This window comes from Streptomyces sp. NPDC056486, from assembly GCF_042795295.1.
Lineage (GTDB): Bacteria > Actinomycetota > Actinomycetes > Streptomycetales > Streptomycetaceae > Streptomyces.
The window spans coordinates 1-14,438 of record NZ_JBHTSF010000202.1; the positions used below are offsets into that span (position 1 = coordinate 1).

Consider the following 14,438-nt stretch of genomic DNA (forward strand, 5'->3'; position numbering starts at 1 on the left):
ACAAACGCGACTACATCTTCAACGGCACACTGACCGTCACAGCAATGGTCATCTGGCTCCGCGACACCGTCCAAGAGCCATCAGAAACGCCCTAGGCGCCTTGGATGCGGTGCTCGGCCGGGATGAACGCGACCTCGTCTACGCAGTAGTCCGGGCCGGGCCCATAGATGATGAGCGCCAGGGCGCCGTCGCCGGTCTCGAACTCGACGACGTTCATCGGCTCGGCGTCCTCGATGGACACCCGTATCCGCTCGGTCATACCAGCGACGGTAAGGACGCGGGGCCGCGCAGCGGCGACAGAGGCGTGCAGAGGCGCAAGGGCGCGCGGCCGGTGTGCGGGCCCGCCGACGCCCAACCGCACGTCCTCCCAGTGCGGCCCCTGGCTGGTGGCCACGAGGACTCTTGAGACACCCGGGCAGGAGGCGGCAGCAGCCAGGCAGGCGTCGGCGATACCGGCGCCCTCCTGGACAAGGGCTGCGACCTCGGGCGTTGCCATCGTGAGCAGCTCTCCGCCGTGGAGCGGGGCGGAAGCGTGGACTTCCCAACCGCGGTCTGCCGCCTGGACGATCGGCCCGTCCCCGAGCAGGGCTTCACTCAGACGGGTGTCCATGACGAGACTGACCGGGAGCTGAATGACGCGCAGGTGATGCTCTGGGCTGCCTGCCGCCTCGGCGGCCAGACGGTCGAGCAGCGGCACATTGAACGCGTCCTCGGTGAACCCGGCCCACGTCGCCACTCCGTACGCCGTCAAATGACCGGCGTGGACGCCCTCTTCGAGGGCAGCGAACGCGGCGCAGCCGCGACGTGTACGCCGGGCGGTACGCCTGCCGGGCGTACTCAGGGTTGTGCAGGAACACCGCATCGAGCCGGTCGCGGCCCAGTTCGGCCCGGCTGTGCTCCGTCTGCCAGCGGACGTACCCGGGGTCGAGGCTGTGCTGGACCTGGGGTGTGGCGACGACACCGGCGGCGTACGCGGCGCGTGCCGACTCCGCCGGTGACGATTCGGGCCATCGCGGTGCGGTTGAAGATGTCGCCGGTCGTGGTGCAGAACATCATCCGTGGGCACACCGGCTCGTGCAAGGATCGGCTGCCGAAGGAGGCGTAGCGATGGATGATCTCGTGCAGTGGCTCGGCGAGCAGCTCGACGAGGAGCAGCGCGAGGCCGAGGACGCGCTGAAGAAGACGACCACGACGCGCCGGAGGATCGGCGGCCGATGGGTGGAGGACGTGGTTCAGCCGCCTGAGTGGCGGCGGTCGGCGTGGTCGCCGGCGCGGGTGCTGCGCGAGATCGACGCCGACCGGCGCATCCTCGATCTCTACGTGACTGCCGTAGCGGAGCGTGTGGCCTTGCGTACGCGGATGCGTGCGCTGACGGACAAGGAGCTAGACGAGTTCGGGCGGCTGCACGCGCAGGAAAGCGTGCTGATCGAGACCGGTCGGCGTCTGGCCCCCATCGTGCGTCTCCTCGCGCTCCCGTACGAGGACCGGCCTGGCTACCGTGAGGAGTGGCGGCCGTAGCCGCGCGACGTCGAGTCCCTGTCTGGCGGGTCGAGGTAGGGGCTCTCTGCGGTCCGCCTAAGATCCGTCCGTGGCTGACATCACCGATGAATTGATCAAGCTGGAACGTTCCGCTGAAGAGGCGCGCGCAGGACTCGCGGGCCTTGACGGTGAGGAGTACGCGGCGCAATGGCGCCTCTGGTCGGAGGCTGCGGCGGCTTTCCAGGGCGCTGTCACGGTGCACGCCGAGGCGACCGGGCAGCCGCGGCATGAGGTCGAGATGACCGTGAAGGAGGCCGTTCGGCACGCCGAGGAGGACCCGGTCGAGTAGCGGCTTGCCGTCACGTTGGTTGGCGGGGAAGCAGTGTGGTGCCGTCGTCGCCCTCGGGCGGTTCGGTGAGGGCGCGCAGTGCGCTGGCCGCAATGCGGGCCTGTGCGGCGTGGTGCCGGTGAGTGGCCGCTTGCTGGACTCGGTGATGCCTTTCGTGCTCGTGGGCCAGGGTGTCCTCGACTGTGGCCAGTGCCTCGGCTGCCGCTGCGGCCTGCTCTCGAAGCCGGTCGGCCTGGGTCTCCAGGGCCTTGAGTGGTGCCGGGCCCTGCGCGTCCATCCGGGTGCGGGAGGCGCAGGCCTCGCGGTCGATGGCTTCTTGTTCCCGTTGCCTCGTCGCGTCCGAGCGGCGCAGTCCTGCCGTGTTGCGGCCCAGACGTTCCTGGCTGGCCGTCAGCAGGCCCTGAACCCGATCGATCTGCTCGTACGAGCGTTGCTGGATCCTTGTAGCCGAATCCCCGGCTGCCCGAGCCCGTGCGTCCAGGCCTGTCTCCTCGGCGACGAGCCGGTCTTGCCGCGCATCCGCAGTGGCTTCCCGCGCATCGGCAGCGACTTCCCGCCTGTCGGCGATGGTCTCGCGCTCATCCGCGATGGCTTCCCGCTCATCCGCGATGGCTTCTCGTTTGTCGGCCATCCGTCGCTGTTCATCTGCCCCCGGTTCGCGCATGTCCCGGGGCTGTGGGGCGTTGATTGGAGCGGCCGAATTCACCAGGGGGTCGGTGCCCATGCGGGGAGTATGCCCCGCCTCTGAGGCTGATAGAGGAGGGGGTACGTACTGCTTGGCCAGGACGGGGTTGCGCATCCCGTCGGGTACGAGGGGGCGCGTGCCCGCACTGCCGCCCGGACGCCAAGCTTGGCGTACTGGAGTAGGCCCATTTTCGCTCTACCGTCTCAGCCACGCTGACTTAAAATCTCGAAAGACAGGCGCCCGCGCCCGGCTCCCGGGCTCGAACCGAGGCAAGGCATCAAGCGGCCGGGGCCACGTTCTGCAGCGAACGCAACCCCGGCCTATACGTCCTCAGATCCCGGCGGGGGACTCCTGCCCCCCGGCCCGTGAGGACGCCGGCGCGTGGGAGATGGGGGAGCCATCGCCCTGCGCCTGGGCGGCCGCCGCTGGTTCGAGCGACTGGCGGTGGCCGCGTCTCGCCGCCTACCGAGTCGCCGTTAGTCGGGTACCCACCGCTGCCGGTCTGAAGCTGGGCTCGGCGTGTTGGAGTAACTGGCAGCGCGGCAAGCCTCCGCGCAGGGTCTGGGCACAGGGGCTCCGGGCCCCCTTCCCCGTTATCGAGTGCAGATGCGTCGACAGTTCGTTCGGGGGACGCTGGTGGTATGTCCATCGCGCCGATAGTCGTCCATCCGCCGTCCGGTACAGGTGGCCGGCGGGTGACGGCGCGCGGGCAGATCCTTGGCCTCGCGCACTCGGATGCGGATGTGATCGAGTTCCTGCGCCGTGCCGGGCTGCCGGACGCGGAGGGGCTGCTCGATGACCCGGCATGGGTGACGTGGCGGGGTGGGCGGGCGCACCACTACAAGGCGGCGTAGGGCCTCCCTTGCTCCTGCTCAGTCGCCCTTGCGTCCTGCACTTCGAAGCGCCCCACAAGCCACAAGATCCGGTAGCCGGATCACTTTGGCCTGCCTGGAAAGCCGTCGGGCGGTGCGGACCTACGCGGTGGGCCTTGGGCGAGGATGTCGTCGTAGGTCAGTTGGTCTCGCAGGGCGCTTCGCGCCAGGGTGTTTTGCACCGATGGGCTGGGGTTGGCCAGGATGAGGCTGCCGCCCACGTGGTGGACGGCCTGGCGGATGCCAAGGACCGTGAAGAGGCTGGCGTCGTCGCAGCGCGTCACTCCGGTCAGGTCCATGATCAGGTGTCGGCTGCCCTCGGTCAGAACCTTCGACGTGAGCTCGCAGAGGGCCGGGATGCTGTCGGTGTCCAGCTCTCCGGTCAGAGTCAGCGTCATAAAAAGGTCGGGGGTGAGGGGGCTGCGTTCCAAAGCCATCCGCAGGCCCTTTGTTCGCTGGTTCGGATCGGCGTTCACCCCCGACCGCACCCTCGTGGCAGCGCTCACCGCCGGGCCATCCCGTACTTGCGCCTCAGCGATCGCCCCGACGAACCGGCACGATGGGCAGGGCGCATCGTCGCGTACGGCTCGGCCTTGGTCGCCACTATGCACATTTGAGCCCCCGAGGGGAGGAGAGCGTCGATCCTCCCACCAAAACTCTCCAACTGCCTTTGAATGTCGGCAACATCAACCCTCACAACACAGTCAGTCATGCTTTCTTCGAAAGTGAGTTCTCCCGGCTGCCTGCTCCCAGAACTGCGTGTGAGGTCGATGTGGGGGTAGTCGGCAGTCGTTAGCGGTGGACTCTGGCCAAGGGCGCGGTGTGAAGCAATGGTGCACAGAAGCGAAGCGCAGCCGCTCTCCGGCCGCCCGATACTGTCCACCGAGGCGCTCATGGGACGTGAGCCGGTGGCTACTGCCCGAGATGCCGTCCGCCAGTTTCTGATCGAAGTCCAGGCCGTTCACGGCATTCCGGTCTCCGTGCGCGTGATGGGCATGGTGCAGCTCGTGGCGAGTGAGCTGGTCACCAACGCCTACAAGTACGCGCCCGGTCCGTGCCTACTGGAATTGGAGATCAGCGGCGGAGGCGTGGAGGTCAGCGTGTGGGACGCCGATCCGACGCTGCCGGTGATCCGTGGCGTGGACCCTGGGCGGGTAGGTATGCACGGCTTGGAGATCGTGACGGGCGTGTGCCGGTTTCTGGAGATACGGCGTGAGCCGGTGGGCAAACGGATCAAAGCCGTCATCATGCTGGCCGACGACCCGGGCAGGCGTCCAGCATGCCTCGTCATGTGACCTGCTTGAGGTTTTGATGAAACACAGGCTCTGACACCGGCGCTCCGTGAGGGGGGCGGGATATCCACAGTTGCCGAGTTATCCACCAAGATCCAATGGAGTGCTCCTTCGGCCCCAGAGTCAGGGCCTGCTCGATAAGTAGGTACGCAGCACGGCGGACCGGAGCGGCCGCGGCGGGTAGGTCGCCCCCTGGGAGCGCTGGACGACGAGAAGGCGGGCCACATGAGGAAGCCGTCCGCCTGGTTCCCCGTGGCAGACGGCTTGCGTCAGGTGTCCAGAGATCAGAGTCGGTGCAGGCGACAAGGTGCTCTAGCCGCTGAGCTACGCCGACCCGAAGTCGACGACGGGATTCGAACCCGCGACCGCCCCATTGACAGTGGAAGTAGCCCGCCCCTTCGCACCTGGATGTCTTCACAGTAGTGATCGCGGTACGGCAAAGCACTGGAATATCTGGATGCAGCGCCAGGGAGTGGCTGGCCACGTGCGCGTTTCGTCGATGAGGGCGAGAAATCCCAAACTGCTCCCGCCGACCTTCTGCCCGGAGGAGACTGCCGGTTCACCTTCGTGAGACCCAGGGGCCCCATGACCGACACCCCGCAGCGCCCGCCGCGTCCGGATGAGGAACTCGCACGGTTCCACAACGGCGACACCCTGAACAACATCCCGACGGTGTCCGTCCAGCCAGCCCCCGCCGGCCCGCTGCGTCAACCGTGGGCGCGCTGGGGCGCGGTGTTCGTTGCAGTCGCGGTCGTCGGCGGCCTTGCGGGCGCCCTCACCGTGCATCTCGCCTCGGGCCCTCCGCGCACTGGGGCCGCAGCGAGTCCGAGCACGTCGCCGCGTAATGCGGAGAACTCGCCTCCTGCAAGCCGTCCGGCGCCCAGCGGCACAAGCAGTGCTTCTTCTTCCTCGTCACCGCCGCAACAACAGGCCCCTGCCCCGAGTCCGTCACCGGAGATCGCTACCCAGGCCGGACCCGAGCAGGTGCTGGTCATCCAAGCCCCGGCCACGGGCGGCGACCCGTCCGTGTCCTATTGCCTCGTGTACACCGGCTCGTCGAGCGGGAATACCAAGGACGCGATCCTTCCCGCCAACGCGCCCGCCGCTCAGCACGCCCACCTCGTAGGCGGTGGGGAAGATGTCGGCCAGGAGCACGGCGTCCGCGCTCCCTACCGAGCCAGGCAGTGCGTGCACGGACAGATCCGCGTGGGGCACGCGGACGTACTCGGACTGTGTGCCGTCGATCCTGTGGCCGAGGTGCCAGCCTCCGCCGCCGAGGCACTGCCCGTAGGACCCCTCCCGGCAGAAGCGGCAGCGGCCGCACGCCGTGATACACGAGACCAGGACCCGGTCGCCGGGACGGACCGTGCGCACATCGCTTCCGATCTCGACCACTTCACCGACAGCTTCGTGGCCGAGGACCGTACCGGGGTGTACTTCCGGCACGTCGCCCTTCAGGATGTGCAGGTCCGTGCCGCAGATCGTGGCGTCCTGGATACCGGGGCCGGGGCGTTTGGACTTCGGGAGTGGCCTGAACTGGGGCGATGCTTCTTTCTGGGTCTTTCACGCTCGTTCAGCCTTGTGTAGTTGATTCTCCCCACGCGGCTCAATTCTCCCCAGTGGGCGTGCTCGCCAGGGGTACGCCATGCGGGTTCGCGGCCCAATTGCCTGGTCACTCTACGCATTGACTGAGTCCCGGTGTTCGTGCTTGGCCAGCTCTCCAAGGCGGAGGCTTCTCAACCTGTTCCCGATGACGCACCATGTGGAGTGCGTGGCGATTCTGGAGCCGGTCGCGAAGGGCTCCTGACCTGCGGTTTTGCCCGTGCGCATTATGTGCGATGTGGGCGTTACGGGCGATATCTTGACGCTGAAATGACGCTCGTGACGCTCATTTGACGCTCGTTCTGATGGGGTGTCAGGCGGACGTTGGGCAGGTCAGGGGGCGTCAAGGCTGCGAGTGACGAGGCAACGCCGAGGGCTGATGACGCTCAAAGCGGAGTCGCCGGGTCCTGCAGATCAGATGTCGCGGAAGAGACCAGCGAGTGCGGTGACCTGCCGCGATGAGCGGTTGGCGGTCGCTGACCTGCGCGAATGACCTTTCGGCTATTTCACGTTCGTGCCGCTTGATGGGGCCGGAAGTCCCAGAAAAGTCCCAGGGGGGACTCCCACAGCTGACGGGTGTCTTTCGGCTCTGTACGGCAGGCCGGATTCGTCGAACCGCCTAGTTTCCAGCCAGGGTGGTGGAGCCTGGACGTCGAGTAACTGGCGCTCGGCCGATGACTTGCGGGATGGTGGGGTCCTGATGATCGACGACGACTCTGAGGTCTCTGGTGACAGTGAGCCGGCAGTGCCCGCCAGCCCTCGGACGCCCTACAGCGAGAGTCCCGTCGCGCGGGCCCGGCGGGCGAAGGCTCAAGAGCTGATCGAGCGGCTCGTCGCCGAGGGCCGCTTTCGGATCACCGACCCTGATGACGACGAGGTCGCGGAGTGGCGGCGCGTCGTCAACTATGCGAAACGGCACGGCCTGGAACCAGCGGGCAAGCGCATTGAGAAGGTTCCGTACGGTGGGCCGGGGCTGGAGCTGTTCCTTGCGGATGGCCCGCATCCCAATGCGCGGAGTCAACGGGCGAAGGCGGGCGGGGCTCCGGTTCCCGTTCCCTCACGGCTGGGGAACCTCCATCCGATCGTGACCGCGCTCAAAGACGACGAGCGCCGACTCGTCATGCCTTCTGTGCTCCGCCGAAGGTCGCTTCTTCTGCTGCAGGGACTGTCGGCTGAGGCGGTCCGGCGAGGGTACGAGGTGCGGAAGGCCCACTCGTTCTTCCGCCCACGCGAGGGCGGAGTGGACATTGCTATCGACGGCCTCCCTTACACCGTCAGTGTCAGGCAGGAGTTCCCGCAGTCCACGGATCCCGACCGCTCCTCGCGCCTCGTCGTGGAGCTCGCTCATGGCCTGACCGACCGGCCCGGCCGCTGGCGAGATCGGAAGACCCGGACGCTCGAAGAGGCCCTGGGCGCGGTCCTTGGAGAGATCGAGGTACGAGCGGCACAAGACGCCCGGCGCAGGCAGGACGAGCAGCAGGCCATTGTGGAACGCGAAGTTCGCTGGCGAGCGGCCGTGGAGGTGGCGAAAGAACAGGCTGTTCGCGAACAACTTGCCCAGGCACTACGCGAAGAGGCCGGGCGCTGGCAGGAGTCTGCTGCCCTCAGCGCGTACTGCACGGCATGGGAACATCGTATTGGCGAGCTTCACGGCCTTGTAGACGAGCCGACTCTGAGTCAGACCCGGCGCTGGTTGGAGTGGGCAAGGGCGTACGTGAGGTCGATCGACCCCTTGAGTGAGCTGCCGAAGATGCCGGACGCACGCGAACCTACGCCGGAGGAACTCAAGCCATATCTCAGGGGATGGAGCCCTGACGGGCCGGAACGGCGGGGTGGTCGGTGACGCGCGCACAAGTAGTTCGCCGACCTGCTGCCGGTGACCCAGCACGTTGAGTGCGTCGCGATCCTTGAGCCCGCCGAAAAGGCTGGCCGACCTGCTGTTTTGGCGAGTGTGCGTTGTGTGCGTTACGGGCGATATCTTGACGCATATCTGACGCACGTGGAGCTCTTCTGACGCACGTTCTGACGGTCCGCCAGTTGATCATTCATTTGCCTGACAGGCCGTCAAATATTTGTTCACTCAGTTGATGACTTGTCGGGTGCGGTCTGAGGATCTCTGGCTTTGGGGCCGAGGAGGGCCCTCGGTTCGCGGACGACCACGGTGGCGAGGTACGGCTCAAGATCTGCGCGGCTGGGGTGCGGCGGCGTGGGTAGCTTCGGCGCTGAGGCGGCTCTGGTGAGCTGCTGAAGGTGGGCGTCTGCGAACGCGAGCCACTCCTCGATCTCGGTCCTTTCCTGCCCGGGTGGCAGGGATGCGGCGTGTTCACGTACTGCTGTGACGAATTCGGTCAGGCGCTTGGCTTCGTGCCACGCGTCTGCCTGCTTTTCGAGATGCTCGACGCGATAGGCGTGGGCGTATGCGGCGTGCGCATTGTGCAGGGCGGTTTCCCGGTTCTGCCGTGCCGCCTCCTGGGCTTGCTCGTCTGCGTGTCGGCGTTGTTCCGCGGCTTCGCCTCGGAGGTCGACTTCCTGCGCGATTTCGGCAAGTTGGTCTTCCAGGGGGCGGCCGTCGAGGTCGGTCCATTCGCTGCCGCGGTGCGGGGTGCCGCCCGGAGGATGAAACGCAGCCGGTTGGCGGGGGTGTAGTCGAAGCGGGGGATGCGCATCCACGTGTGCTTTTCGGCGTCGGCGCGTTCCGTGTCGGTGGGGATGTGTTTGCTGTGGTTTTGTTCCTGTAGGACGAGGACGTCGATGGATTCGGCTTGGGCGGTGATGGTGAAGTGGGGTGCTGCCTGTCGGCGGTGGCGGGGCGGGGGAGCGTCTGGAGTGGGGCCGAGTGCGGTCGTGTGGCCCTTTGATTCGGCGGCGGTAACAAGGGCTTGGATGAGGCGTAGAGCTCGGTTGTGCACGGATTTGGTCAGCCACATGCCCTGGGGGCGTTTTTGGAGGGCTGCGACCACTGCATGGGGTTTGGTGAGCCTGGCGGGCACGGTGATGGGGGTGAGTTCGGTGAGCCGCCAGGCGGGGATGTCGACGAGCTTGATTTCGTAGCCGCTGTAGGTCTGCTTTCCGCGCAGTTCCTGTGAGTGCGGGATCTTGCCGGACTGGCGTGCGGCGCTGATCCGCGATGCCCAGTTCGCTGCGTGCGGGCCGGATTCGTTCGCCTTGACGAGGCGGTTGTTGTTGGCTGTCAGTTCTTCGAGGAGCTGGTCGGTGTAGTTCGTGCGGGTCTTCGGCGTGGTTTGGGGGCGTCGTGTCGCCAGATCCTCCGGCGCCTCAGGTGCTTCGGTGTCATGGTTCCGTGGGCCGATACCGGTATCGGCGAGATACTGTCGTCCCTTATCGGTGAGCTCGGCGTTCCAATACCCACGCCGTTTGGTGACTTTGATCAGACCTCGGCATTGCAGAGCCTGAGCGCTCACCTTGTACGTACTGTCCGGCCAAAACCCGGAGGGGCACCCTTGACTCACCCAGGAGAGTACGGCGTGCTGCCGCTCGTTCAGGTCCCCGCGCACGCGGCCCTCCCACGGTTGTGCACCTGCGCTGCCCCGCTCACGATGCCCGTTCCCGTTACGGGAATTCAGGCAGGCTGAAGGACAGTGCTTCGTTCAGATGACATCTACGGGTGAGGGCCCGTGAGTTCGGCCAGTGTCGGGTACGGTGTCGGCGGCCGGGGCCGCTCGCCCGTGGAATGGGCGGGGTGCGCGGGCCTGTCACGGACCCTCGGCGGTCCTCAGCGCGCGGCTTCGCACACCTAGACAACTCGTTGCCTTTTAGCGGCCCCCGATTGGCAAGTGCGATCATGCTGGTATCCAGCACCGGGAGTGCCTTGGTCTTCCCCAACGAACACCAGGGTTACAGTCTCTGCGTTGCCGCGCAGACCCCACTGTGGGATCTCAAATTCCGTGTCGGAATCTCACGGTCGGTGTCGGATGGAAGTCGGATCCGACACCATGCTGAGATTCGCAGGTCGCAGTAGGCAAGAGAGAGCGCGGTCAGTGGGTTGCTGCTTTTCTACGCTGGTGCCCACGTTCACACGTTGGGGGACTCCGTTGCCAGTGGGATGCTGCACTGCAGGCAGCCGTTCGCGTGGTCGTCCCGGCAGACGTAGCCGATGGCACCATCCACGCACCATTCGGCGGCCTCCTCGGACAGCAGGTCGGGCCCGGCATGGAGCAGCCGACGAAGTTCCGTGGTGTCCGCAATGTCGACCGGGCGGTTGGTGAACCACTCGTCGAACCAAGGCTTGTCTCGGTGCACGTGCCAGTGCGCATTCTCCCGGTCGTCGACAGCCGTAGTGAACCGATCGACGATGCGCCCCCAACTCGGTGTTCCGAACCAGCCGTTGTCGGACGCGCAGAAGAATTCGATCAGGGTTCGCAGGCCGAACGTCTTCTCGCGAAGGCAGTACGCTCGCCCCCAAGCGATCGCGTCCTGTGCCATCTCCGCGAGTTCTTCGCGCGGATCAGCCTCGTGCGCTGGGTCGTCAGGATTGTGGCAGGCCAGCCCGAGCTCGAGAACAGACTGCCCGGTCGGTAGAACCCGGGACGGGTTGACGATCGCGAGACCGAGACCGATCCAGTCGACATGGTCGAACGACAGCATCGAGCGCACGAGTCGGGTGGTTGCCGTGTTGATCCGCATCATTGTGCCGTCGTGGAGCGGACTCTTCCCGGCATGCCAGTTCTCGACGGGTGTGTTGCGCCACACCGCGAGCGTGATGCGGGTGGCAGCGAGCCACAGCAGGGCGTCGTCGTCGAGGTGCCCGAACCGCTTGGCGCACTCCTGGGCGCCGTAGGTGATCAACTCTTCCGGTTTCGGCCACCTGTGGCTGTCGGGCCCTTCAGGCGCGTACTCGTAGTCGTCGGCGTACTCGTCGAGGATCGCGCTCAACTCGGCAGCGCTGTAAGCCTCGCTGTACTCGGAGCTGTCCGGCTCCTCGACGGTGTACATGTCGTGGTCCCAGGAGACGTACACGTCGCGCCAGAGCACTACGGCATCGCACTCGCCGGCGTTGTCCGTCACAACCGGCCTGATGGTGATCGGGGCAGTACGCCCGTCGGTTCGCTCGCAGTCCTTCTCGGCGGCCCATGCGGTGATGACCCCGAGCGGCTTCGGAAGGAGAGGACCGACCTCGGTGATGCTGAACGGCTCGTCGTCGTCATCGGTGTCGAACCGGCTGTTGACGAACGCGACCGCCTCGGAGGGCGTGCTGACGATGGACTGGCTACCACTCTCGTTGTCAACCACTCGCCACAACGGGCTGTTCTTCACGATGCTCTCCGATCGCGGTGAGTGCACCCGGGGCGGGTGCGATGCGCCGGGTCGCTCGGCACTGACTCCAATTATGGGCTGATCAACCCATCCGTAGTCCCGAAGACGCTTGTCGGCGACAACGTTCGGGACGTTCGCGTGCAACCTGCAATTCGCGACCGCGGCAACACAGCAGAGTCCCACAGCGGAGGAGGCGAAGATGGCGCTGAACAAGAAGGGTTTCCGGCGCATAACCGTTGACGGGATCGAGTACCGCTGGCGGATCCGCAGGAAGCCCTCCTACATGCAGGGCCTCTGCTGGACACCGCTGACCTATGCGGTTGAAGCGGCCAGCGGCAGCCAGCCGGGCACGACCTTGATCGTCACCAGCGGTCAGGCTCATCCCAGCAACTGGGTGGGCGTCGAGGCGGAGCCCATTCGTCCGGCTCACGTTGTTGCCAGCATTCGAGAGGCATGGGATCAAGGCTGGGATCCAACCCGGGTCGGTTCTCCTTTCCAGCTCGACCGATCCGCAGGATTCATCGCCCAGTCATGAGACAGAGCGGAGTAGGGCGGCGCCTCTGGCCCGGCATCATGGCCTGGTGACCACATGGATGCGCTGCTTCTGGGACGAGGAAGACATCTGGTTCTACTTCGAGGTCGACGCCGAAGGCTGGGTGATCCGGCAGCTCGAACTCGAAGGACCAGAGCTGATCCCAATCGCAGCTGCTTCCCTCGCCGAGTGGCAGCGGGCCCGCGACGCAGGCCGCCTCGGTGATTACGACAGCAGATTCGGGATCACCGCTGAGCTGCCCGTCTCGGAATGGGAAGGCCACGAACCCGAACAACTCACCTTCGAGGAGTTCGAGGACGTCTGGGGCCTTGCCCGTCAGCAGATCGCATCCCGGCCCAGCTGACCTCTCGGCGCCGCACTGGCTTCTTGGCGTCATCGCGACATGACCCCGACCCTTCCCCGCACCGTCCGAGCCGTCGACACCGCTCAGCTCTTGGACCTGGCCCGGGAGGACGCCATGCATGGCTTCAGCCAGCGCGGCTCCCGGTCGACTGGCTACGAGAGCACCTCGCCGTAGAAGCGACGCACTACCTGTTCCCGACACTCGTGCAGCGGCTCACGCACCGTCCCGAGGTGCCGCTGCAGTGGAGGTGCCAGCAACTGCTGACCGTCAGCACCGGCGAGCAGATCTGGGGTCTCCTCGATGTCCTTCCCGACACCTTCGACAAGATCTCGGAGACCTTGGACACGGCGTCCAAGAAGGACATCGTCAACCGCATCGAGCAAGCAATGAAGGTGCGGAAGTGGATGGAACGGACGGCCGCCGATGCAGGCTCATTAGGTCCGGCGCAGCCGGCTGGGCAGTCTGAGGAAATGACATCGATCTGAGACAGCTGCCTGCCGACACGTCGTGAGACTGGAGGGGAACGTCCAGACCATAGCGCCGGCGCCTGACATCGAAAGTGAGAACCTACACCCACGAAGGCCGACGCCGTGTTCCATGGCGTCGGCCTTCTCATGCGTGGGGCGGGTGAGACAAGGGCCGGGATTCAGAGCCGAGTCGCCGGCCCGCGCCGGGACGGTTTGCGCGGTGCGGGCAGTGCAGGCAGCAGCTCCCACAAAGGCCGGCGACCCCGGGCCCACTGCTCCAGCAGGTGCCGGTCGACCAGGTGCAGGCGCTGCTGGCGGGCAAACTGCTGCGCCGGGGCCGAGACCCGGCCGTTGGTCACCAGCACGACGACGTCGCCCTTGTGCACGGGCCGTCCGGTGCCGTTGAGGGTTTACAGATCCGGTGTGCCGACTGCCGATCCGGTCAGTCCGTTGCGTCGGTGCTTGCACTGGATCACCCAGTAGCGGCCTTGCGGGTCGTGCCCCTTCACGTCGGCGCCGAGGTCGCCCCGGCCGCCGCAGCGCAGAGCGTCGCGTGACCCGTCGCGTGCCAGCAGATCGCGTATGGCGTGCTCGAAGGCACTGTGGTGCATCGCGTCGATCTGGCCGAGCGAGTAGGTCAGGCCATCTACACGCAGCTGCGCGGAACGGATCTGGTCGATCCTCCGGTAGCACCACGCGGCCAGCGTCGCGGCGGCCACCAGGCAGAGGACTACCAGGACCCACCAGTGCGCCCACACCCACTGGCCGACCTTGACCAGGACCAGACCGACCACGACCAGCACGCCCAGGGCGACCAGCAGCTCCTCATCGCCGCCGCGGCGCCGGCGGCTCACTGCGCCTCCCCCGACCGCTGGCGCCCTCGCGGCAGGCCCCTGCCATCTTCCCGATGTCCGGGCACAGCTCCCCCTCACTGTCGCAGCTCCCCGCTACACCTTCATGAGAGCACCTGGCACTGACAGCCCGACGCACCACGAGATCAACCGGCCGAAAATAGCCCTGCGGCCTCAACCCGCTTGCATTGTGGGCGAGTTGACTGCGACCGGATTGTCAGTGGGCGCCGCTAACATCGAATGTTGCGCCGAGGAACACCCGGCCCCGCCCGGGGGTTTGACCACCCCCCTCTCACAGCGAGGACTCCTCACCGTGCCCCGTGTCCGCTGATACGTCCGCAAGGACGGCGTCGTCGTCCGCGCCCACAACCGCAAGGCCCGCCCGCGTACAGCCGCGCCGGTTACCACCCCCCGACGTCGCACTACGGCCCCGCGCCGTCGCCCCGTCCGGCACATCCCCGCCGGCACCCCGACCGCCACGTCCGTCCCCACTACCGAGCCGACGGGACTCGCGTACGCGGCCACCGCCGGATCATCACGCCCCTGACCGCCGTCGCGGCGGCCGGCGCAGGCACGACGTTCTTCATCATCCTGCTGGTGCTGATAGCCCTCTCCGGCCACCACTGATCCCACTCAGGTAGGCCAGCAAACTGGTCCCTGCCATTTCTGAC

General features: G+C 66.5%; 12 protein-coding genes and 3 pseudogenes. 8 read left to right on the forward strand and 7 right to left on the reverse strand.

Annotated features, from left to right (window positions below):
* Positions 1 to 91: 91 nt before the first annotated feature.
* Positions 92 to 751 (reverse strand): hypothetical protein, encoded by a 660-nt coding sequence (locus ACFQ7F_RS41170; protein ID WP_383283026.1) that lies wholly within the window; start codon positions 749 to 751, stop codon positions 92 to 94.
* Between the two features lie 356 nt (positions 752 to 1,107).
* Here ACFQ7F_RS41170 and ACFQ7F_RS41175 point away from each other — a divergent pair, with 356 nt between their 5' ends.
* Both ACFQ7F_RS41175 and ACFQ7F_RS41180 read left to right on the forward strand, forming a co-directional pair.
* Complete coding sequence (locus ACFQ7F_RS41175; protein ID WP_383283029.1) at positions 1,108 to 1,518, forward strand: DUF6221 family protein; 411 nt, start codon at positions 1,108 to 1,110, stop codon at positions 1,516 to 1,518.
* 70 nt (positions 1,519 to 1,588) lie between these two features.
* Positions 1,589 to 1,828 carry a hypothetical protein gene (locus ACFQ7F_RS41180; RefSeq protein ID WP_383283031.1) on the forward strand — a complete coding sequence of 80 codons (240 nt, stop codon included), beginning with the start codon at positions 1,589 to 1,591 and terminating at the stop codon, positions 1,826 to 1,828.
* Positions 1,829 to 1,838: 10 nt separating this feature from the next.
* Here ACFQ7F_RS41180 and ACFQ7F_RS41185 read toward each other — a convergent pair whose 3' ends face one another.
* Entirely contained in the window at positions 1,839 to 2,552 is a 714-nt protein-coding gene (locus tag ACFQ7F_RS41185; protein ID WP_383283034.1) for a hypothetical protein, read from the reverse strand.
* A gap of 602 nt (positions 2,553 to 3,154) precedes the next feature.
* On the opposite strand from ACFQ7F_RS41185, the gene ACFQ7F_RS41190 reads away from it, so the two are divergent.
* Positions 3,155 to 3,367, forward strand: coding sequence for a hypothetical protein (locus tag ACFQ7F_RS41190; RefSeq protein ID WP_383283037.1), 213 nt, complete (start codon positions 3,155 to 3,157; stop codon positions 3,365 to 3,367).
* An 80-nt stretch (positions 3,368 to 3,447) separates the two neighbouring features.
* Here the strand turns inward: ACFQ7F_RS41190 and ACFQ7F_RS41195 are convergent, their stop codons facing one another.
* A complete protein-coding gene (locus ACFQ7F_RS41195) occupies positions 3,448 to 3,861 on the reverse strand; it encodes an STAS domain-containing protein (protein WP_383283040.1) in 414 nt (137 codons plus the stop codon).
* Between the two features lie 354 nt (positions 3,862 to 4,215).
* On the opposite strand from ACFQ7F_RS41195, the gene ACFQ7F_RS41200 reads away from it, so the two are divergent.
* Entirely contained in the window at positions 4,216 to 4,680 is a 465-nt protein-coding gene (locus tag ACFQ7F_RS41200; RefSeq protein WP_383283043.1) for an ATP-binding protein, read from the forward strand.
* A gap of 1,076 nt (positions 4,681 to 5,756) precedes the next feature.
* On the opposite strand, the pseudogene ACFQ7F_RS41205 reads toward ACFQ7F_RS41200, so the two are convergent.
* Positions 5,757 to 6,174: pseudogene (locus ACFQ7F_RS41205) on the reverse strand (alcohol dehydrogenase catalytic domain-containing protein); the annotation flags it as partial.
* A gap of 805 nt (positions 6,175 to 6,979) precedes the next feature.
* On the opposite strand from ACFQ7F_RS41205, the gene ACFQ7F_RS41210 reads away from it, so the two are divergent.
* Positions 6,980 to 8,122: a hypothetical protein gene (locus ACFQ7F_RS41210; protein WP_383283046.1), complete on the forward strand. Its 1,143-nt coding sequence runs from the start codon at positions 6,980 to 6,982 to the stop codon at positions 8,120 to 8,122.
* A 505-nt stretch (positions 8,123 to 8,627) separates the two neighbouring features.
* Here the strand turns inward: ACFQ7F_RS41210 and ACFQ7F_RS41215 are convergent.
* Both ACFQ7F_RS41215 and ACFQ7F_RS41220 read right to left on the reverse strand, forming a co-directional pair.
* A complete protein-coding gene (locus tag ACFQ7F_RS41215; RefSeq protein ID WP_383283049.1) occupies positions 8,628 to 9,701 on the reverse strand; it encodes a hypothetical protein in 1,074 nt (357 codons plus the stop codon).
* 610 nt (positions 9,702 to 10,311) lie between these two features.
* Complete coding sequence (locus tag ACFQ7F_RS41220) at positions 10,312 to 11,529, reverse strand: hypothetical protein (RefSeq protein ID WP_383283054.1); 1,218 nt, start codon at positions 11,527 to 11,529, stop codon at positions 10,312 to 10,314.
* A gap of 223 nt (positions 11,530 to 11,752) precedes the next feature.
* Here ACFQ7F_RS41220 and ACFQ7F_RS41225 point away from each other — a divergent pair, with 223 nt between their 5' ends.
* From ACFQ7F_RS41225 to ACFQ7F_RS41235, 3 genes and pseudogenes are all read left to right on the forward strand, one after another.
* Positions 11,753 to 12,088 (forward strand): hypothetical protein, encoded by a 336-nt coding sequence (locus ACFQ7F_RS41225; protein ID WP_383283051.1) that lies wholly within the window; start codon positions 11,753 to 11,755, stop codon positions 12,086 to 12,088.
* Between the two features lie 58 nt (positions 12,089 to 12,146).
* Positions 12,147 to 12,449 carry a hypothetical protein gene (locus ACFQ7F_RS41230; RefSeq protein WP_383283057.1) on the forward strand — a complete coding sequence of 101 codons (303 nt, stop codon included), beginning with the start codon at positions 12,147 to 12,149 and terminating at the stop codon, positions 12,447 to 12,449.
* A gap of 39 nt (positions 12,450 to 12,488) precedes the next feature.
* A pseudogene (locus tag ACFQ7F_RS41235) lies at positions 12,489 to 12,934 on the forward strand (hypothetical protein).
* Positions 12,935 to 13,095: 161 nt separating this feature from the next.
* Here the strand turns inward: ACFQ7F_RS41235 and ACFQ7F_RS41240 are convergent.
* Positions 13,096 to 13,770: pseudogene (locus ACFQ7F_RS41240) on the reverse strand (restriction endonuclease).
* Between the last annotated feature and the right edge of the window lie 668 nt (positions 13,771 to 14,438).